17 protein-coding genes, 1 other RNA gene and 1 pseudogene are annotated in these 20,204 nt (G+C 31.7%); 8 read left to right on the top strand and 11 right to left on the bottom strand.

Annotated elements, in window-relative coordinates; genetic code table 11:
- The first annotated feature begins 887 nt into the window (after window positions 1–887).
- Both bcp and V5787_RS01875 read left to right on the top strand, forming a co-directional pair.
- On the top strand, window positions 888–1,340 hold the full coding sequence (bcp, locus tag V5787_RS01880; RefSeq protein ID WP_336891593.1) for a thioredoxin-dependent thiol peroxidase: 453 nt from the start codon (window positions 888–890) through the stop codon (window positions 1,338–1,340).
- Between the two features lie 4 nt (window positions 1,341–1,344).
- Window positions 1,345–2,301: a TIM barrel protein gene (locus V5787_RS01875; protein WP_336891592.1), complete on the top strand. Its 957-nt coding sequence runs from the start codon at window positions 1,345–1,347 to the stop codon at window positions 2,299–2,301.
- Window positions 2,302–2,333: 32 nt separating this feature from the next.
- Here the strand turns inward: V5787_RS01875 and V5787_RS01870 are convergent, their stop codons facing one another.
- On the bottom strand, window positions 2,334–4,796 hold the full coding sequence (locus V5787_RS01870; RefSeq protein ID WP_336891591.1) for a TonB-dependent receptor: 2,463 nt from the start codon (window positions 4,794–4,796) through the stop codon (window positions 2,334–2,336).
- Window positions 4,797–4,816: 20 nt separating this feature from the next.
- On the bottom strand, window positions 4,817–6,514 hold the full coding sequence (locus V5787_RS01865) for a M23 family metallopeptidase (RefSeq protein WP_336891590.1): 1,698 nt from the start codon (window positions 6,512–6,514) through the stop codon (window positions 4,817–4,819).
- A gap of 229 nt (window positions 6,515–6,743) precedes the next feature.
- On the opposite strand from V5787_RS01865, the gene V5787_RS01860 reads away from it, so the two are divergent.
- From V5787_RS01860 to rny, 4 genes are all read left to right on the top strand, one after another.
- Window positions 6,744–7,034 carry a hypothetical protein gene (locus V5787_RS01860; protein ID WP_336891589.1) on the top strand — a complete coding sequence of 97 codons (291 nt, stop codon included), beginning with the start codon at window positions 6,744–6,746 and terminating at the stop codon, window positions 7,032–7,034.
- Window positions 7,035–7,044: 10 nt separating this feature from the next.
- Window positions 7,045–7,338: a cell division protein ZapA gene (locus V5787_RS01855; RefSeq protein ID WP_336891588.1), complete on the top strand. Its 294-nt coding sequence runs from the start codon at window positions 7,045–7,047 to the stop codon at window positions 7,336–7,338.
- A 46-nt stretch (window positions 7,339–7,384) separates the two neighbouring features.
- A non-coding RNA gene (gene ssrS / locus V5787_RS01850) (6S RNA) lies at window positions 7,385–7,491 on the top strand.
- 48 nt (window positions 7,492–7,539) lie between these two features.
- Window positions 7,540–9,114 carry a ribonuclease Y gene (gene rny, locus V5787_RS01845; RefSeq protein WP_336891587.1) on the top strand — a complete coding sequence of 525 codons (1,575 nt, stop codon included), beginning with the start codon at window positions 7,540–7,542 and terminating at the stop codon, window positions 9,112–9,114.
- Between the two features lie 54 nt (window positions 9,115–9,168).
- On the opposite strand, the gene V5787_RS01840 is transcribed toward rny, so the two are convergent.
- The 8 genes from V5787_RS01840 to V5787_RS01805 all read right to left on the bottom strand — a co-directional run bounded on the left by V5787_RS01840 (window position 9,169) and on the right by V5787_RS01805 (window position 17,373).
- Entirely contained in the window at window positions 9,169–9,375 is a 207-nt protein-coding gene (locus V5787_RS01840) for a hypothetical protein (RefSeq protein WP_336891586.1), read from the bottom strand.
- Between the two features lie 174 nt (window positions 9,376–9,549).
- Window positions 9,550–10,101 (bottom strand): sigma-70 family RNA polymerase sigma factor, encoded by a 552-nt coding sequence (locus tag V5787_RS01835; protein ID WP_336891585.1) that lies wholly within the window; start codon window positions 10,099–10,101, stop codon window positions 9,550–9,552.
- A gap of 13 nt (window positions 10,102–10,114) precedes the next feature.
- Window positions 10,115–11,221, bottom strand: coding sequence for a glycosyltransferase (locus tag V5787_RS01830; RefSeq protein ID WP_336891584.1), 1,107 nt, complete (start codon window positions 11,219–11,221; stop codon window positions 10,115–10,117).
- A 2-nt stretch (window positions 11,222–11,223) separates the two neighbouring features.
- On the bottom strand, window positions 11,224–11,409 hold the full coding sequence (locus V5787_RS01825) for a membrane or secreted protein (protein WP_336891583.1): 186 nt from the start codon (window positions 11,407–11,409) through the stop codon (window positions 11,224–11,226).
- A 57-nt stretch (window positions 11,410–11,466) separates the two neighbouring features.
- Window positions 11,467–13,260: an acyl-CoA dehydrogenase family protein gene (locus V5787_RS01820; RefSeq protein ID WP_336891582.1), complete on the bottom strand. Its 1,794-nt coding sequence runs from the start codon at window positions 13,258–13,260 to the stop codon at window positions 11,467–11,469.
- Window positions 13,261–13,290: 30 nt separating this feature from the next.
- Window positions 13,291–14,475 carry an acetyl-CoA C-acyltransferase gene (locus V5787_RS01815; protein WP_336891581.1) on the bottom strand — a complete coding sequence of 395 codons (1,185 nt, stop codon included), beginning with the start codon at window positions 14,473–14,475 and terminating at the stop codon, window positions 13,291–13,293.
- 26 nt (window positions 14,476–14,501) lie between these two features.
- Window positions 14,502–16,904, bottom strand: a complete 2,403-nt coding sequence (locus tag V5787_RS01810; protein WP_336891580.1) for a 3-hydroxyacyl-CoA dehydrogenase/enoyl-CoA hydratase family protein — start codon at window positions 16,902–16,904, stop codon at window positions 14,502–14,504.
- A gap of 25 nt (window positions 16,905–16,929) precedes the next feature.
- The gene (locus V5787_RS01805; RefSeq protein ID WP_336891579.1) at window positions 16,930–17,373 is read right to left on the bottom strand and encodes a MarR family transcriptional regulator; all 444 of its coding nucleotides are present in this window, start codon (window positions 17,371–17,373) and stop codon (window positions 16,930–16,932) included.
- Window positions 17,374–17,510: 137 nt separating this feature from the next.
- On the opposite strand from V5787_RS01805, the gene V5787_RS01800 reads away from it, so the two are divergent.
- Both V5787_RS01800 and V5787_RS01795 read left to right on the top strand, forming a co-directional pair.
- A complete protein-coding gene (locus tag V5787_RS01800) occupies window positions 17,511–18,437 on the top strand; it encodes an ABC transporter ATP-binding protein (RefSeq protein WP_336891578.1) in 927 nt (308 codons plus the stop codon).
- Between the two features lie 13 nt (window positions 18,438–18,450).
- The gene (locus V5787_RS01795; protein WP_336891577.1) at window positions 18,451–19,767 is read left to right on the top strand and encodes an ABC transporter permease; all 1,317 of its coding nucleotides are present in this window, start codon (window positions 18,451–18,453) and stop codon (window positions 19,765–19,767) included.
- Window positions 19,768–19,998: 231 nt separating this feature from the next.
- Here V5787_RS01795 and V5787_RS01790 read toward each other — a convergent pair.
- Window positions 19,999–20,204: pseudogene (locus V5787_RS01790) on the bottom strand (IS1595 family transposase); the annotation flags it as partial.

The following is a 20,204-nucleotide window of genomic DNA, read 5'->3' as shown; positions in this document are numbered from 1 at the left end:
GTTGGTTGGTCAATATTTATATGGCTATTTACTTGAGTATGTATCCTATAACAGCATTGGTGTTTGTAGTCGTTAAGGTTTTTTGAAATGATGCTGGCGGAGGTAGAAAAGCTTTGATTTACAATGTTTTTTTTGGGGGATGGCTCTTGTTAAGTTCAATTTTTATCATTAAAAAAAATTATGTTAGCACTAATAAAATATGCTTGTTATTAGGAAGTATTATTGGTTTTATGACACCCATATCAAACGGAATTGTATCAGGAAATTGGTTGTGGGTTAGTTGGCAAAAAGGATATTCTCAAATATTTACATTAGACTTCTTTTGGTTATTGCTCTCTTGTATTACTTTGGCAGTATATTTTAAACTTCAAAGACGATCAAAAAATAATAAGACTGAAATTATATAAAAACCCCATACTTGATTAAATCTTGATATTTATTTAGTATAACACCCCCTTTTTACGTATATATTACTCTGAATGAAGTATGTGTTTGTATGTAGAAGGTGGTTTTACTTATAAATCTTTTTTAGCAAGGTCTTTGTAGTTTAGGAAGTTATTATTTTTCGTTTTAGTATTGGTTCTTTCTTTAATTTTCGAAAAATCAAAGAACCTTATTCCCTTTTAATATTTAAATGACGCACTAAATTCGTTTTTTTATTCATATTTCATACAAATACCAATCTGTATCGGAGCTATGCTTCTGTTTTTACTGCTTAACAGAATAAAAACATTCCAAATTATTATTACGTCATTTAAAAATAAAATTGGTGTTATAGGTTCAAAAACCTATCTTTTGTTTTATAACATTATTTTAACAACAGTTATTGGAATTCTTAGGTTTACTTTATAACTTCGAATTTTGATAATTATAGAAAACTAGAAAGTATGACAACATTAAAAATAGGAGATAAGGCACCTGAGTTTGAAGCTTTAGATAATTTTGGCAACGCTGTTAAATTGTCAGATTATTTAGGAAAGAAATTAGTATTGTTTTTCTATCCAAAGGCAAGTACTCCTGGATGTACGGCAGAGGCTTGTAATCTAAGGGATAATTATATTACCTTTTTATCTAAAGATTACGATGTGTTAGGTGTAAGTGCAGATTCTGCAAAAAGACAACAAAATTGGATTGATAAACATGAATTGCCTTTTCCCTTGTTGGCTGATGAAGATAAAAGTGTAATTGAGGCATTCGGAGTATGGGGACCTAAAAAATTTATGGGACGCGAATATGAAGGAATTCATAGAACTACTTTTGTAATAGATGAAAAAGGAATTATTGAAGATATAATCTTGAAAGTAAAAACAAAAGAACACAGTAACCAGCTTTTAAAATAAAGACATGAAAGATTCAACAAGAAGAAATTTCATTAAGAAAACGGTGTTGTCAGCTGGGGCTATCCCATTTATTGGACTGCCTTATGATAGCTGGGCAATAGAATCTAAATTAATAAGCAATCCACTTTCTATAAATATATTTTCCAAACATTTACAGTTTTTAGATTATAAATCAACTGGGGAAATTGCAAATGAATTGGGCTTTTCAGGTGTTGATTTAACAGTTCGTACTAATGGACATGTGTCTCCAGAGAGGGTTAAAGTTGATTTACCAAAAGCAATTGAAGAAATTGAAAAAGGAGGATCTAAATGTAAAATGATAACAACTTCGATTGAGAGTATTCACAATCCATTGGATGTTGATATTATCAAAACGGCCTCTGAGTCTGCTATTGAATACTATAGATCTGGTTGGTTGCATTATGCTGATCATATTTCAATGGAAGCAACTATAGAGAAATATAAGCAACAAATAAAAGAATTAAGCGAATTAAACAAAACTCTTGGTATTGTTGGTTGCTATCAAAATCATGCGGGAACTTATGTTGGTGCTTCTTTATGGGAAATTAAACAAATATTAGCGGATGCTAATCCTAAATATTTTGGTGCGGAATATGATATTAGACACAATATGGTTGAAGGTGCTAGTTCATGGGAAAATGGATTAAGATTGATACGACAGAATATTAAAACAATAGTAGTTAAGGATTTTAGATGGGTAAATGAAAATGGAGTCAGCAAGATTTTAAACACACCTATAGGTGAAGGAATGGTTGATTTTAAGAAATACTTTCGGCTATTGAAAAATTATAATATAAACGTTCCAGTAACCTTGCATATGGAATATGCATTAGGAGGAGCAGAACGTGGTGATAGAAATATTAAGGTAAAGCCTAAAGTTGTTTTTGATGCGATGAAACGAGATTTAGATGCTGTAAATCAGCTATGGAAAGAAGCATAATTGTATTTGGTTTCCATGTTAAGAACAAAACCTTAGAATTTCATGGCCAGTCGAGCATTGACAACCCTACGAGTCATGTAATTAGGAATACCATACGCTTGCTTTGTATAAACATCTCTTACCCAAGTATTGGTATTTGAGTTCTGAATGTCGAAAATATTGAATATTTCTATTCCTACATTCAATTCTTTAAAACTACTAAAGAATCCTGTTTTATAAGTTTTCTTTTGGTCGATAATAATATACGAAAAACCAACATCTGCTCTTTTATACGCAGGCAGTCTTGTTTGATAAAGATATGGGTCACTGTAAGAAGGGGAGCCGCCTGGAAGACCAGAGTTGTATACCAAATTTAAATATACTTTAAGTTCAGGCATACTTGGAACATAATCTTGAAATAAGATTCCAAGTTTAAACCTCTGATCTGTAGGTCGTGAAATTTCTCCTTGACCATCAATATTTTCTTTCGTACTCAGTAATCCCAAGCTAATCCAACTTTCGTTTCCAGGTACAAATTCACCATTTAACCTAAAGTCAAAACCAATTGCACTTGCCGTGGTTACGTTATCAGCTCGATATCGTATGCGTACATTGTCTACGGAATAGGCATTTACGTCGGTAAGTTTCTTTGAATAGATTTCGGAAGTTATTTTAAAAGGTCTGTTCCATATCAAAAAACTATATTCATTACCAACTACAAAATGAATTGATTGCTGTGCTTTTACATCTGTGATTATTTGACCTTCATAATTTTTTAGTTCTTTGTAACTTGGTGGTTGATGATACCAGCCACCAGAAACTCTAAAGAGCATGTCTTTTTCCCAATTCGGTTTTATAGAAATCTGTCCTCTGGGACTTATAGTATGTTGGGTTTCTGAAGTGAAATTTTCTGATTCTACATTCCATAACTGTGAACGGATACCAAAATTATACCATAGATCATGGTTTTTCCATTCAGATTGTTTACTCCATTGTGCATAAGCAAAAACACGATTGATTGTTACATTATTCATCGCACGGATAGAGCTAAAAGGTTCTATGGGACCTGTGTAAGGTGTTTCGGGTTGATTGTTGGAGATATTATAATCAAGGGGTCTAACGGAAAAACCTGTAGAGTCAATAATCTCCCATTCGTTAATGTTTTCACATATATTTTCTTTTTGAATTTTCAACCCAATTTCATAAAAATTCTCATCTTCTCGTGTAGAAAGTTTTAATTGTATGTTTTGAATTAAGGCATCTAGTTCATTTCTAGAGTGGTTGATTTGGCCACCGATTCCTTCACTATACACTGTTTCTCCAAAATTATTGGAGTTTGAATCTCCATCGGTTTCATTTAATGAATAGGCTCCTATGATATCATAAAATTCTTCTTCTTGAGTGTTGTATATAGATGTAGTGACAGTAAGTTTTAAATCATCAGCATGTAAATAGGTAGCATTTATAGCCCCAAAATAGGTTCTAAAATTATCGTTTTCATTTCCTTGGTACACCACAACCAATTCTTGTGGGTTGCTTATCGTTCCAAAAGTAGTTCTTCTAGTTAATGGTTGATAATTATAGTTGTTTATTGAAATATTACCTAGAAAATCCAAGGTCCATTTCTTAGATGCTTTATAAGATAAGAATGTTTGAACATCTGCAAATAAAGGATTGTAATTGGTTTCGGTGTCTTTAGAATTTACAAATAGAGAATTGTCTCTAAACCTTAAACTAGTAATTGTAGATAGTTTATCCTCTACAAAATTACCTTCAAATGTAACACTACCTCCCATCAAGTTCAATTCTACGCTTGTAACTGTTTTTGTTGGTTTTCGGTAAGTAATATCAAGTACAGAAGAAAGCCGATCACCATATTTGGATTGAAAACCACCTGCTGAGAAGTTAATATTCTGAATCATTTCAGTATTGACAAAACTTAAGCCTTCTTGTTGACCCGATCGAACGAGAAATGGACGGTAAATTTCTATTCCATTAACATAAACAAGGTTTTCATCAAAATTACCACCTCTTACGTTATATTGAGTGCTTAATTCATTGTTATTGTTGACTCCCGCAAAAGTCATCAAAAGGTTTTCTACGCCTGGATTTACACCAGGTATTTTTTTTACCATAGATTTTTTTATGGTTGTAAATCCTTCAACAGTCTTTCTCCTATCTTGTATAGTTACCTCATTAATTTTCTCTGTTTTTAAAGTTAGTAGGGGTGAAAATCGATATGTTTTATTTTTGGGAACTTTTAGTCTTTTGTAAAATGTATTATAACTAATATGACTGAATTGAAGAACAATCTCTACTTTAGCAGGGATCGTAATTGTATACTCTCCCTTATTGTTTGAAATGGCTCCTTTTGTAGAGTCTTTATAAGTAATAGCAACTCCTTCAATAGGGTTTCTTTTAGAATCTCGTATATAGCCTTTTACAGTTGCCTGCTGCGAAAACAATAGAAAACTACAGAAGAAAAAGAAAACCGAGTATGTGAATTTTTTATTCAATAAAACAAAAGCTTAGGTGATTATTTTAACAGAAATAAAGATGTAAAAGAACTAGTATTTCCAACATTATCCATGGCGACTAAAGTAAAAGTGTGTTTCCCTTTTTTTAATTCAAGATCATTAAAATCAAATGTCAAGGTGTTTGTTTTTACGTTGAGTTCCATTCGAACCCATTTGCCATCAATTTCTCCTCTGTATTCTTTAAGTCCAGAAGTTTTATCTATTACTCTGATGTTGAAAAAACGATTGTTAGATAAATTTTGATTTTTATAAAAACTACAATGACTGATAACTGGTGGTTCCATATCACTATGTAGCTTGTAGTTGCCTAATTTTTTTGTAGTTGTCATAAAGGTACTATCCGTTTTTACAGTATTACAGTAGTTATAGTATTTGTTGTTTACGACACGAGCAATATACATTTTATCTCTTTGTTCTTTTGAGAGGTTTTTAACGTTGAAAGAAATACGATAACTCTTATTAAGAGGAATATTAGGAGTGTGAACTTTAAGTAGGTTGTCTTTTAATGAGATGTCAAGATAAGAACTGTCGTAAAACGAGTTTTTTGGAAAATAAATTTTTACAGTTTCGATTGTGATCTCTTTCGATTGTTCCTTATCAATATAAAAGGCAGTTTTTGATTTTTCTTTTTTGATTTTAGGGATCATTTTTTTTCCTATGATAGGAATTGTGAGTTCACTTAGGTTTCCTACAAAATCCGTAACCTTAATCACAACTTGGTAGTTTAACTTATCTTCTATTTGAAGGTACCCTTTTTCTTTTGTTCTTAGATAGGTGCTTAATTTGTTTTCAGGATGAATATAGGTTTTTTGGTATTTCCTTTTGTGTTCAGCATAAAAAGAGTAATCAATGTGAAGATTTATATATTTAGATTCATCAAATGAAAATGTTTCTACTTTGTGTTCAAACGTTTTTTTTCCATTGACAAACATTTCCAGTTTATAAATACCATTTTTGTTCAATGCACCGTCTAGTCGATCAAACGTATTTATAGCAAATCCTATTTTACCATAGGCATTAATTCTATCAGTTTGATATACACCTGTGCGGTCTTGTTTAAAATTGATAGGAATTTCTATATTACTAGAATTCACATGTGATGAATCATTAAACATATAGGCTCTGACATGATTGATAACAGGTGCTTTAGAGTCTGGTGGAATAAACCCAAAATGCATAGGATTAATAATTTTTGCAGTTTTTGTATTTCTTATTTCAAAGTGCAGGTGTGGAGCAATAAAACCACCTGTGCTACCAGAATAAGCAATGATTTCATCTTTTTCTATTAACAATTCACTTTTTTCTGGAAATAACTGTATTTCTTCTTTTTCCTTTTTATATTGATAGCTATGGATATACTTTTCAATGGTCTTGTTGAAGTTTTTCAAATGTGCATATACCGTAGTATATCCATTAGGATGAGTTATATACAATGCTTTACCGTAGCCCCAATTTGAAATTTTGATTCTAGAAACATAGCCTTCGGCTGCTGTATATACTTTTAACCCTTCTTTTTGTTGAGTTTTTAAATCTATTCCTGAATGGAAATGTGAGGTTCTAAGTTCGCCAAAAGTACCTGATAGAATCATTGGAATACCCAGTGGGTTTCTAAAATAATCCTGAGGGTATTTTTCTTGGGCTACAGTGTAATTTACTAAAAGAACAATTGTAAAAAGTGTAAATATTGTTTTTTTCAATGTTGATGTTTTGTTGCTAAATTACTTTTTTTGACAATATTCTTCATGAATAAATGATAAAATTTTAGGATTAGATAACAATTCTTATAGACAGAATATTATTGTTGACTTGTTGTCTAATAGTGTTTTATAAAAGAAAAGAAAAAAATCTAGTAAAAGAACATTTAAAATGTTGTATGTTAACTTTGGAATGTTAACTTTGTATAGATAGTTTTGGCAATTGCAACTTATGAGTATAAACTTGGAATCTGTTGATTTGTTGGAGAGTAAACTAGCTACCTTAGTAGATAGATATACTTTTTTGAAAGAAGAAAATGAAGTTTTGATTTCAAAGGTTAACAAATTAGAATATTTTGTGTCTCTTTATAAAGAGGATTTAGAGCAGGAACAAGAAAAATTTAGGTTGTTGAAAATAGCTAAAACGATTGAAGGTAGTAGATCTGATAGCAGAGAAACAAAAAATAAAATAAATGCTTTGATTCGTGAAATTGACAGATGTATTGTTAAATTGAATCAATGAGTTCATTAAAATGGAGAATAAAATTAAAATTAATGTTGTAGTAGGAGGAAGGAGTTATCCTTTGCATGTAAATAATGCAAATGAAGAGGAAGGAACTAGAAAAGCTGCTGAGAAGATCAACAAATTGATTTTAAATTTCGAAGAGAATTATGCCGTAAGTGATAAGCAAGATGTATTGGCAATGTGTGCTTTGCAATTTGCATCGAAACTTGAAATAACAAATATTGTAGATCAAGAGAATGAACTAAAAGCTAAAGAGAAAATAGAGAAGATGCATCAATTACTTGATGTGAATTTGAAATAAATTCTGAAAATAGAGAATACTGCCTACATTAGTTAATGTTTGATAAACTCAACGCAATTCCATTAAAAAGGATGAGTCTTAGTTGTAAAAGCGTGTCGACTCGATCGAATACTTGAGCTTCTAGTTAGTCCTAAACTTGTTATTTGGGAGTTTATATAAACCATCTGATGTAGGTTTTTATATATATCATAATTAAATTAAATGGAAACAACAACAACTATAGTAGTAATTGTAATCAGTGCAGGAGTTGGATTGGTAATAGGCCTTATTATAAGTAATTTTTTACAAAAAAAGAAAGGATCTTCTATTATTAAAACAGCTAAACGTACTGCTTTAAACAGAGTAAAATCGGCTCATAAAGAAGCGGAAGCCATAAAAAAAGACAAAATTCTTCAAGCTAAAGAACGATTTATTGAACTGAAGTCAGAACATGAAAAAGTAGTTTTGACACGTGAGAAGAAGATTATAGATGTAGAAAAACGAATAAGGGATAAAGAATCTCAATTGTCATCTGAAATAGATAAAAATAGAAGGTCAAATAAGGATTTAGACGCAAAACAAAAAGATTATAATTATAAATTAGATTTTTTAGACAAAAAGAAAGTAGAAGTAGAGAAAATTCACAAAAGACAAGTAGAACAACTGGAGGTCATGTCAGGGATTTCGGCTAATGATGCGAAGTCGGAGTTGATTAAATCTTTAAAAGACGAGGCAAAATCGGATGCTATGTCTTATGTGCAAGATGTTTTAGAAGAGGCTAAATTAACGGCTGAGCAAGATGCTAGAAAAATTATTTTAAATACGATACAAAGAGTGGGTGTTGAGCAATCAATTGAAAATTGTGTATCAGTATTTAATTTAGAGTCTGATGATGTGAAAGGAAGAATAATTGGTAGAGAAGGTAGAAATATCCGTGCTATTGAATCGGCAACGGGTGTCGAAATTATCGTAGATGATACACCAGAAGCGATAATCTTATCATGTTTTGATCCCGTGAGGAGAGAAATTGCAAGGTTGTCTCTTCATAATTTGGTAACAGACGGTAGAATTCACCCTGCTAGGATTGAAGAGGTAGTTAAAAAGACAGAAAAACAAATTCAACAAGAGATTGTTGAAGTTGGTAAGAGAACGGTTATTGATTTAGGTATTCATGGATTACATCCTGAATTGATAAAAACAATAGGAAGAATGAAATTCCGTTCATCTTATGGTCAGAATCTGTTACAGCATTCTAGAGAAGTTGCAAATTTATGTGCTTTAATGGCTACTGAATTAGGGTTGAATCCTAAAATTGCTAAGAGAGCTGGTCTATTACACGATATTGGAAAAGTGCCAGATACAGATACTGAATTACCACACGCTTTATTAGGGATGCAATGGGCTGAGAAATACGGTGAAAAACCGGATGTATGTAATGCAATAGGTGCCCACCATGATGAAATTGAAATGAAGACCTTATATGCACCTATCGTACAAGTGTGTGATGCTATTTCTGGGGCAAGACCTGGAGCAAGACGTCAAGTCTTAGATTCTTATATTCAAAGACTTAAAGATCTAGAAGATTTGGCCTTTGGGTTTACGGGAGTTCAAAAAGCTTATGCAATTCAAGCTGGTAGAGAGTTACGTGTACTGGTTGAAAGTACAAAAGTATCTGATGAAAAAGCAGCTGAATTGTCATTTAGTATTTCTCAGAAAATTCAGAATGATATGACGTATCCAGGTCAAGTTAAGGTTACTGTTATTAGAGAAACAAGAGTTGTTAGTGTTGCAAAATAGAAGTACACAATAAACATAAAAAAACTCCTTAATTAATAAGGAGTTTTTTTATGTTTATTTTTTAAGTTTTCTTACTCCATAAAATAAAGCGGAAGCAGCTATAAAAAGTATTCCACCATCTATAGGCAGAGCTGGTGGAGCTAAACCAGGAGGAGGCGGTGGAGCTGGTCCTTGAGCAAAGATTTCTATGTTATTGATAAAAAAAACACCTATCAGGAGTATGTATGGGGTAGTTTTTTTTAGGTTATTTAGTTTAAACACAACGTTTGTAATTTATGAATTCATAAAACACAAAATTATCATATTTCTTTGCGAAATACTATTAAGTAAGGTTAATTATTGCTTTTTATTAAAATCCTTAACATTTGTATATTATAAAAAACGACAATAATGTTAATTATTTATTAATTATTAAAAATAAGATTTAACGAAAGTTTATATCCGTTTTGAAATGATTTCCGAAAGAAGTTTTTTAGCTCTCAGTAATCTTACCTTAACATTGTTTAGCGGTTCGTTAAGTTCTTTTGAAATTTCTTTATAGGATAATTCTTGAAAATATCTAAGATTGATTATTTTTTGATAATCTGGTTTTAACTGTTTTATATACATTAATAGTTGAGCTAAGTTTTGTTCAATAATTAATTGATCTTCTGGAGAAGGAGTCTCGTCAGTAAGGTCATAAGAATTGTCAAGGTCATTGCTAAGTGAAATTGTAGAAGTTTTGTTTTTTCTATATTCATCAATTTGCAAATTTCTAGAAATACTTAAAATCCAAGTTTTAAAGTTGTAAGATTCATTATATAAGTCTAGTTTATCAAAGGCTTTAGAAAAAGTTTGAATAGTAATATCTTCTGCCTCGTTTTCATTTCTAGTTTTAGCCAACTGAAATCTATAAATGTCATTCCAAAAATGATTTAATAAAGCTTTATAAGCAGCTTGATCACCATTTTTAGCATTTGCTATATGTTTGGAAATTTCTTTATTCATTCATGAAATTTTGTTAATGCCACTGCACGGGTGTTGAAGTTTTGTTGTTTAAATATATATATAATTGTAAGAATATCAATGATAATTCTAAAAAGGGTAAATAAATTAATAAGTCTTGTTCGTTTAGCTTCTTGGAAAATACACCCAGGGATAAAAGCAAAGATGTATACCTTATAGAGATGAGTATAAGTACTAGTTCTACCTGTGATTGACTTATAAAGAGAATTGTTGATAGTACAAAGAAAGAAATTTGTGATAGATAAAATAAAGCCAATAAAAATTTATGCTGAACTTTATAATGCGATGAAGTTGATATATGTCTTCGTTTTTGTCGAATCCAATTTTTTAGATTTTGTTTTGGTATTGAAACAGTAAAGCTTTCTTTGTTTAAGTTGTAAGTGGTGTTTTTTGAGGTGGCAACTTCATTTATAAATAGGTCATCATCTCCTGATTTTATATCTATATGTTTGATGAAGCCTTTGATATTAAAAAATTCTGATTTTTTATAGGCTAAATTTCTACCTACTCCCATGTAAGGTATACCCAATTTTGCATAGGAAAAATATTGAACAGCTGTCATTAATGTTTCAAAGCGGATAATTTTGTTAAGAAAGGAATTATTTATTTTCTCATAAGCCCCATAACCAAGAACGATATTTTTACTAGTAGAATACCTTGAGGCCATTTGTTCTATCCAAGTATCAGATAAAGGAAAGCAGTCAGCATCAGTGAATAATAATTGTTCGTGAGTTGACGCTTTTATTCCAAGAGTTAAAGCATTTTTTTTATTCTCCCCAAAAGTTTTACAATTTTCAAGATTGACAATTTTGAGATGATCATTTTTCTGAGCAAAAGAATATAGTATATTAGTGGTGTTATCTGTGGATCGATCATTGATTATTACGACCTCAAACCCTGGAGCATATTTTTGTTCGAGAATCATAGGGAGAAAATTCTGAAGATTTTTAGCCTCATTTTTAGCACAAATAATAACAGAAATAGGTTTGCTATTTCTGTTTGTACTGTTTTTATATCCGAAAAAAGGAGATAAAAACAAGAGATAATAAATAACTTGAATTACAATTACAAGGTAAAAAGCCCACAATAAATAATCAAGCATATTTATTTGTTTTCACAGTCCTCAGGCAGTTTTCCACAAAAGCCACAAGGTTCACCATTTTCATTAAAGTTGGAGTTTTGACTGGCACATGTACCAGCAAATTTACCATCTTTTTTTGCCCATATTTTTATTGCGATACCTGCAAATGCAATTGCCAATAAAATAAATGTTATGATTGCTAATTTCATATTGAAAAATATTTATTGCAAAGGTAATTAATTCTAATGAAAACAATCAAATTCTTGTTAAAAACAGTATTGGTTTTCATCTATTATTTTTTGTGCAATTAACCTTCTTAAAGCTATAATATTAGGGTAATTTGTGTATTTAGTGAATCTTTTTAAGCCCATTAATAACATTTTCTGTTCATCGCTAGTTGTAAATGAAATAATTGCTTCTTTCCCTTTCGTATTTATTTCTTCTACAGCATTGTATAAATTTAATTTTGCCATTGCAATTTGAACTTTACATTCATTCTCGGTTGTTTTAGAAACTAATTTTTCAACTTTTAGTATCGTTGATTCAGCCATGTAGATTTGAATCATTATATCGGAAGCAGATGAAATAATTTGTTGCTCTTGCTCTAAGTCTATTCCGAATGTTTCAACAGCTTTACCAGCAATCATTAAAAATATTTTTTTCAAGTTGTTTAACAATTCTTTTTCTTCAGAAAACAATTCCGAATAGTCAAGTGTTTCAAAAGATGGAATTGCCATCAGGTTATTCACTACTTCCATCGCTGGAGAGATCAAATCTAATTCCCCTTTAAATGCTTTTTTAAGTAACATTCCAACACTTAACAACCTGTTAATTTCATTAGTTCCTTCATAAATTCTACCTATTCTAGCATCTCTCCATGCAGATTCCATAGGAGTATCTTGTGAGAATCCCATACCTCCAAAAATTTGTATTCCTTCGTCAGTAACGTATTGTGCCATTTCTGACGCATATACTTTTAATAGTGCACATTCAATGGCATATTCTTCAACACCTTTTAGTTCTGCTTCTTGAAGAGAACTACCCGAAGCAACGTATTCATCAATTTTATTCTGAATGTCTTTGGCGGCTCTGTAACTCCCTGATTCAGTAACAAAGGTTTTGGTCGCCATTTCGGCAATTTTATATTGAATAGCTCCAAAATTAGCGATAGCCGTGTTAAATTGTTTTCTTTCATTGGAGTATTTCACAGCTTCTGTTATAACTCTTCGGCAAGCATCTAAACAGGCTGCAGCTAATTTAATACGTCCGATATTTAATGAGTTTAAGGCAATTTTAAAACCTTTCCCTCTTTCTGATAACATGTTTTCTAATGGGACTATAGTATCATTATAAAAAACTTGTCGCGTAGAGGAAGCTTTAATTCCAAGTTTATGTTCTTCTTCACCCAATGTAATTCCATTAGGGTTTTCTGAGTCGTATTCAACTATAAATGCAGTAATATTTTTGTCATTTTCAATTCGAGCAAAAACAATCATCAAACTACAAAAACCTGCGTTTGAAATCCACATTTTTTGTCCGTTAATTAAATAATGTTTATCATCTTCAGATAAAACAGCTTTTGTTTTTCCCGAATTGGCATCACTACCAGCACCTGGCTCGGTAAGACAATAAGAACCAAACCACTCGCCTGAAGCTAATTTGGGAACATATTTTTTCTTTTGTTCTTCAGTTCCGTAAAGCAATATCGGCATGGTTCCGATTCCTGTATGAGCACCATAAGCTGTCGCCAAGGAACCGCTAGAACCTGACATATAATCACAAACTAACATGGTAGATACAAAACCCATTCCCATTCCTCCATACTCTTCGGGGACAGAAATACTCAAAAAACCCATTTCACCAGCCTTATTCATTATTTCTTCTGTAAAAGCGTAGTCTGATTTTTCAAAACGTTCTTTCTGTGGCCAAACTTCCTTGTCTATAAATTCACGAACAGATTCTTTCATCATTATTTGTTCCTCTGAAAAATCTTCAGTGATAAATATATTTTCTGCTTTGGTTTCTTTCAGTAAAAATTCTCCTCCTTTTATAGTTTTCATGCTTATTTTGTTTTTGTTTGACAATAAAGTTTATTTTAAAAACTCGAAAATTCCAGCCGCTCCTTGACCCGTACCAATACACATAGTTACCATGCCGTATTTGTTTTTTCTTCTTCTCATTTCATTGAAAAGTTGAACAGAGAGTTTTGCTCCTGTACAACCTAATGGATGACCAAGAGCTATGGCACCCCCGTTGACATTTATAATCTCTTGATTGAGTCCGAGCTCTCTTATTACTGCTAAGGATTGGGATGCAAAAGCTTCATTCAATTCGATTAAATCGATGTCGTTCAGTTTTAGGGAAGCTCTGTCTAGTGCTTTTGGAATTGCTTTAACGGGTCCAATTCCCATAATTTTTGGCGGTACTCCTGCTACTGCAAAAGAAACCATTCTAGCAATAGGTTCAAGATTTAACTCTTTCACCATTTCTTCACTCATTATTAAAACAAATGCTGCACCATCACTCATCTGTGAAGAGTTTCCTGCGGTAACACTTCCATTGGCGGCAAATACCGGTCTTAGTTTAGATAAGGCTTCAACTGAAGTTCTTCTTCTTGGTCCTTCATCCTTTTTTATAGTATAATTTTTTGTTTGTTTTTTTCCAGTATCATCAATAAATATTTCTTCAATATTTATAGGGACGATATCATCATTAAATGTTGAGTTGTCAAGTGCAGTTAATGCTTTTTGATGTGATTTAAAGGCAAAATCATCTTGATCTTTTCGAGATATTTTATATTGATTGGCAACTGCTTCAGCGGTAAGTCCCATACCCCAATAATAATCTTCATGCCCCTCAATGGCAGCTTTATAATTTGGAACAGGTCGGTAACCACCCATCGGAATATAACTCATACTTTCTACACCACCAGCAACGATACAATCAGCCATTCCTGATTGGATTTTGGCAGTTGCAATACTAATTGTTTCCAGTCCTGATGCGCAATATCTGTTTACAGTCATTCCTGCAACCGTATCAATTTTAAGCCCCATTAAGGAAACAAGACGTCCCATATTTAAACCTTGTTCAGCTTCAGGCATTGCATTACCAACAATTACATCATCAATTCGTGATTTATCAAGTTCTGGAATATTTTTTAATAGATATTCTATAGTTTCTGCAGCAAGTTCATCAGGTCTTTTAAAACGAAAAATTCCTTTTGGAGCTTTTCCTACTGCAGTTCGGTATCCTTGTATTATATATGCTGTTTTCATTTTTTTCTTTTTTAGTTATTGGAAAATTAATTTCTTAATGGTTTTCCTGTTTTTAGCATAAACTGAATTCTTTCCAATGTTTTTCTTTCTCCTAAAAGAGATAAGATGGCTTCTCGTTCTAAATCCAATAAATATTGTTCACTTACATAACTAGGTTCAGATAAATCTCCACCAGCCATAATATATCCAAGTTTGTTCGCTATTTTTTTATCGTGTTCAGAAGCATAAAGACCTTTTTCTAAGCTATCTGTTCCAACTCTAAACATTCCTAGTACCTGTTGCCCAAGTACTTTTATCTTTTTAGGTGTTGGCTGGGTGTAGCCATCTTCTAACATTTGTAATGCATATCTTTTTGCCGTTGCAATTTGACGATTCCCATTGACAACTACTAGGTCTTTACCTTCTTGATAAAAACCTAAATCAAAAGCTTCATGTGCCGAGGTAGCAACTTTTGCCATTGCAATATTGATAAAACGATCTCTTAACCTATTAAGTTTAACGTCATCTTTTAAAAATGCTTCCGATGCTCTTAAGGTCATTTCTTTCGTTCCACCTCCTGCTGGAATAATTCCAACGCCAAACTCTACGAGCCCTGTATAGGTTTCTGCTGCCGCGATAACTTTATCAACATGCATACTCATTTCACAAGCACCTCCAAAAGACATTCCTCTAGGTGTTATTAAAGTAGGCACTGAAGAATATCGCAAACGCATTACGGTATCTTGAAACATTTTTGTAGACATATTAAGCTCGTCATATTCTTGTTCTACGGCTAATAAAAATACGATTGCTAAATTTGCTCCAACAGAAAAATTAGCTGCTTGATTTCCAAGGATTACGGCTTCATATTCTTCTTCTGCAAGGTCTATTGCTTTGTTGATGGCTTGTAATACACCACCACCAATAGTATTCATTTTAGATTGGAATTCAATATTTAAAATCCCATCTCCCAAATGTTGAATAGCCGCTTCCTTGTTAGACCAAATCGTTTTCGTTTCTCGGATGTGATTTAATATAATAAAACTATCTTGTCCTGGTTTTTTAGAATTGGATTTTGAAGGAATATCATAATAGTTTTCGACATCTTCAGAAACTGTATAAAAAGATTTTGTTCCTGAAATAAGCATTTCTTCAACCCAGGAGTTGAGTGTCAATCCTTCATTTTTTATCAATTCAATTCCCTTCTCTACGCCAATGGCATCCCAAATTTGAAAAGGACCATGTTCCCAACCAAAACCAGCTTTCATAGCGTCGTCAATACGAAACAACTCATCAGAAATTTCAGGAATTCTATTGGCACTATATGCAAATAATGCTGCAAATGTTTTTCTATAGAATTCACCTGCTTTATCCTTTCCTTTGATCAAAATAGTAAAACGATCTATAACATTGGCAATAGTCTTTGTCTTTTCTAAGGAGGCAAATTTTATTTTTTTTGCAATAGAATACTCATAAGTATCTAAGTTTAACGCAAGGATTTGTTTTTTACCCTTATCATCTACTTCTTTTTTATAAAAACCTTGTTTTGTTTTGTTACCGAGCCAATTATTTTCCATAAGTTTTTTCACAAACTCTGGTAATTCGAATAAATTGTGAGCTTCGTCATTAGGACAGTTTTTATACAATCCATCAGCAACATGAACGAGCGTATCTAAACCAACAACATCTACTGTTCTAAATGTAGCAGATTTAGGTCTTCCAATTACAGGACCTGTAAGTTTGTCAACCTCTTCAATTGTTAGGTTTAATTCTTTAACAATATGAAAAAGACTCATAATTCCAAAAATTCCAATTCTATTTCCAATAAAAGCAGGGGTGTCTTTGGCTAAAACTGCTGTTTTACCTAAGAATCTTTCACCATAAGACATTAAAAAGTCAACAACTTCAAGTTTACAATCTGGCCCAGGTACAACTTCAAATAGTTTAAGGTATCTAGGAGGATTGAAAAAGTGAGTAACTGCGAAATGGGCTTGAAAATCATCACTTCTTCCTTTGTTCATAAATTGAATAGGAATACCAGAGGTATTGGAACTAATAATAGTACCTGGTGTTCTGTGTTTTTCAATCAATTCAAAAACTTTTTGTTTTATATCTAATCGCTCTACAACAACTTCTATTATCCAGTCAACTGTAGCAATTTTGGCAATGTCATCCTCTAAGTTACCTGTGCTTATTCTTGAAGAAAATACCTGCTTATAAATAGGAGATGGTTTCGATTTTAACGAAGCCACAAGACTATTATTAACGATTCGATTACGTACCGATTTACTTTCTAGCGTAAGCCCTTGAGACTTTTCTTTTTCGTTCAATTCATTTGGAACAATGTCTAATAAAAGTACTTCCACTCCGATATTAGCAAAGTGACAAGCGATTCCTGATCCCATAATCCCAGAGCCTATAACGGCGATTTTTTTAATGTGCTTTTTCATTTGTTTGAATTTACTTGCTTACTGTTTATTTATCGAAAATTAATTTATTTGAAACCAATTGATGAATTATTTCTGTAACTTCAAAGAAGTGTTGTAGTTTATCATCAGGTATATGATTTTTTACTATATCATTGAATATCAATACGCTTTGTTTAGAAGTTTCTCTTTTTTCTTTTCCAAATTCGGTAAGTTTTATTAAAACACCTCTTCCGTCATTTGGATTTTTTTCCTTATATATAAGTCCTTTATTTTCCATTTTTTTGATCAAACGAGAAAGGCTAGTCGATTCTATTCCCATTTTGGGACCTAATGCAGTGGATGCAGTTCCATTTTCAAAATCGATATTTAAAAGTAAAAAACCTGTCGCCATTGTACTTTCGTATTTTGCAGCTTCTTCATTATACATCTTAGTTACGGCATGCCAAGTTGCTCTTAAATGATGATCTATAGATTGATTTTTTGTTGGCATTTATATGTGTTTTATTAAATTTGCTATGCATGCACAATAAATATATAATTTTTTTTTGAAAGAAACATGAATATGATGTTAAATAAAATAGGAATTAAGTTATCTTTGAAGTTACACTATTTTAAAAAACAAAAAGATTGTTAAGAATTGAAAACGTCAGTAAATTTTACGGTTCTTATAAAGCATTAGACTCTATTTCCTTTTCTATACCCAAAGGGAGTGTATTTGGCTTGCTCGGACCAAACGGAGCAGGAAAAACTTCTTTAATAAGGATTTTAAATCAGATAATCTTACCAGATCAGGGTAAGGTGTTTTTAGATGGAGAAGAATTGAACCCTACTCATATTTCTCAAATAGGTTATTTGCCAGAGGAACGAGGTTTGTATAAATCGATGAAAGTAGGTGAGCAGGCAATATATTTGGCAAGGCTAAAAGGTTTGTCTAAAGAAGAAGCAAAAGAAAGATTGTTCTATTGGTTTGAGAAATTTGATATTACAGATTGGTGGGATAAAAAAATTCAAGAGTTGTCAAAAGGAATGGCTCAAAAAGTTCAATTTATTATTACTGTACTGCACCAACCTAAATTATTGATTTTTGATGAGCCTTTTAGTGGATTCGATCCTGTAAATGCAGAGTTGATAGCCAAAGAAATACTAAAGTTAAGGGATCAAGGTGCTACTATTATTTTTTCTACACATAGAATGGAGTCGGTAGAAATGATGTGTGACTACATTCTTCTTTTAAACAATTCAAAAAAAATTTTGGAAGGAAAATTAATAGATCTTCAAAATAAATTCAAAACCAATATATTTGAAATTGGAGTTAAAACAGATCATGAATTTGTCTTAAAATCTCAATTAGAACATTTTTATACAATTGAAAAAGGTTCTTTTCAAACCTTGCACAATGACTATAAAATTTTGGTGCATATAAAGGAAAATGATTCAACGAAGAAACTGATGGAAATAATATCTTCTTTTGGTGAGGTAACTCACTTTTTGGAACAAATCCCAACAATGAATTCTATATTTATGCAAGCAGTATCAAGTCAATCAACTCTTTAAGCTCTATGATTTTATGGAAAAGTTAAAACTTATTATATACAGAGAGTTTCTTACTAAAGTTCGCAACAAGTCATTTATAGTACTTACGTTTCTAAGTCCCTTTTTAATCATAGCTATTGGACTATTAATTGCTTATTTAACAAAAGTAAATGATAGTGGTTTAAAAGAAATTGTGATTATAAACAATTCTAAACTTGATTTTAGTACTGAATTATATAATACAGAAACAGTTCATTATATAGATTTGAAAAAAGTTGGTTTAGTACAATCAAAGGCTCTTGTTGAAAAAGGCACCTATGATGGTTTATTGTATATACCTAAAATGGAGCATGGATTAAAAGAATTGTCGGAATCGATATATTATTATTCTTTAGAAGCTCCGAACTTCTTATTAATTAGAAACATTGAAAATAAAGTCGCTAATATACTTAAGTTTCGTCACTTAGAATTAAATGGAATACAAGCGGAAACCATAAAAGAGGCTACTTATACAATCTCTATTCAACAGGTTGATTTTTCTGGAGGAATTTCCTCAAAGTTGGGCAGTAGTTTAAAAATTGGCTTAGGAATGGCTGCCGGTTATCTAATAATGATGTTTATCGTAATTTACGGAACTTCTGTAATGCGTAGTGTCATTGAAGAAAAAGTAAGTAGAATTATTGAAGTGATTATTTCTTCGGTAAAACCTTTTCAATTATTGATGGGAAAAATAATTGGCAATGCCTCAGCAGGATTGTTGCAGTTTTTTATTTGGGGAGCTTTACTCTTGGTTTTTAGTTTTGCTGTATCTTACTTTTTTGGAATAGATTTAATGACGATTAATTCTCCTGGTTTGATTCAAAGCGACCTTGACTTGTCCAAAGAAGAACTTACTGAACTAACTGCTGTTCTTAAAGAGATTCTTGATTTACCTCTAGTTATGATGTTTTTCATGTTTATTTTTTACTTTATAGGAGGTTTCTTTTTATATAGTTCTATTTATGCAGCCATTGGAGCAGCAGTAGATAGTGAAACAGACACACAACAATTTATGATGCCTGTTATTCTTCCTTTAATATTAGGAGTATATGTTGGTTTTGTAGCTGTTGTGAGTGATCCTCATGGACCTGTTGCAACGATATTTTCGATCCTTCCAATAACATCACCAATAGTAATGATGATGCGTATTCCTTTTGGTGTGCCTTGGTATGAAATTCTTATATCTATGTTGTTATTGGTAATTACTTTTTTAGCAGTAGTTTTACTTGCAGCTAAAATTTACAAAGTAGGAATATTGATGTATGGGAAAAAGGCAAGTTATAAAGATTTGTATAAATGGCTTAAATATTGACGCTTATTGCTCGTAAAATTGTTGTTTTTTATTAAAAGAATATTTAGAAATTGAAGCCCGAGTTAAAAGTAATAAGTACAATCTTTTAGGAGTTGATAAATAGTTGTTTTTTGTGGAGTCATTGGTGTTAATCTTTTTTTGTTCTTTCCTGATTTGTATCGAATTTAAGAGATTACAAACTTAGGTTGGTATTAGAATTCGGGATCTGATTTTTGATTAAAAATTACTGAGTTATACGCCTAGTGTCTGTTTTGTGTTTTTTTGATATTTAGGTTTTTGTAGTGCCATTCTAAGAATTGTTTTATGAAAAATGGATTCTTTGTATTGTGACCTATTAATTCTAAAACAAAATTCATCAAAGTAAGCTTGTATATGCCATTTACTTACATGAGTTGGTATTGCTCTTAACCAAGATTTTAGTTGCATAATAACCACAT

It is taken from the genome of Flavicella sp., assembly GCF_037132785.1.
In the GTDB taxonomy this organism is placed as follows: Bacteria; Bacteroidota; Bacteroidia; order Flavobacteriales; family Flavobacteriaceae; genus Flavicella.
The sequence above is the reverse complement of the archived record's forward strand: the minus strand, read 5'-3'. Positions and strand labels throughout refer to the sequence as shown.

What these genes read in the sequence shown, in the direction of transcription:
- V5787_RS01805 (WP_336891579.1), bottom strand. Translation starts at nt 17,373, where the DNA reads ATGCCAACAAAAAATCAATCTATAGATCATCATTTAAGAGCAACTTGG.
- bcp (WP_336891593.1), top strand. Translation starts at nt 888, where the DNA reads ATGACAACATTAAAAATAGGAGATAAGGCACCTGAGTTTGAAGCTTTA.
- V5787_RS01795 (WP_336891577.1), top strand. Translation starts at nt 18,451, where the DNA reads ATGGAAAAGTTAAAACTTATTATATACAGAGAGTTTCTTACTAAAGTT.
- V5787_RS01820 (WP_336891582.1), bottom strand. Translation starts at nt 13,260, where the DNA reads ATGAAAACTATAAAAGGAGGAGAATTTTTACTGAAAGAAACCAAAGCA.
- rny (WP_336891587.1), top strand. Translation starts at nt 7,540, where the DNA reads ATGGAAACAACAACAACTATAGTAGTAATTGTAATCAGTGCAGGAGTT.
- V5787_RS01815 (WP_336891581.1), bottom strand. Translation starts at nt 14,475, where the DNA reads ATGAAAACAGCATATATAATACAAGGATACCGAACTGCAGTAGGAAAA.
- V5787_RS01860 (WP_336891589.1), top strand. Translation starts at nt 6,744, where the DNA reads ATGAGTATAAACTTGGAATCTGTTGATTTGTTGGAGAGTAAACTAGCT.
- V5787_RS01875 (WP_336891592.1), top strand. Translation starts at nt 1,345, where the DNA reads ATGAAAGATTCAACAAGAAGAAATTTCATTAAGAAAACGGTGTTGTCA.
- V5787_RS01855 (WP_336891588.1), top strand. Translation starts at nt 7,045, where the DNA reads ATGGAGAATAAAATTAAAATTAATGTTGTAGTAGGAGGAAGGAGTTAT.
- V5787_RS01810 (WP_336891580.1), bottom strand. Translation starts at nt 16,904, where the DNA reads ATGAAAAAGCACATTAAAAAAATCGCCGTTATAGGCTCTGGGATTATG.
- V5787_RS01830 (WP_336891584.1), bottom strand. Translation starts at nt 11,221, where the DNA reads ATGCTTGATTATTTATTGTGGGCTTTTTACCTTGTAATTGTAATTCAA.
- V5787_RS01825 (WP_336891583.1), bottom strand. Translation starts at nt 11,409, where the DNA reads ATGAAATTAGCAATCATAACATTTATTTTATTGGCAATTGCATTTGCA.
- V5787_RS01835 (WP_336891585.1), bottom strand. Translation starts at nt 10,101, where the DNA reads ATGAATAAAGAAATTTCCAAACATATAGCAAATGCTAAAAATGGTGAT.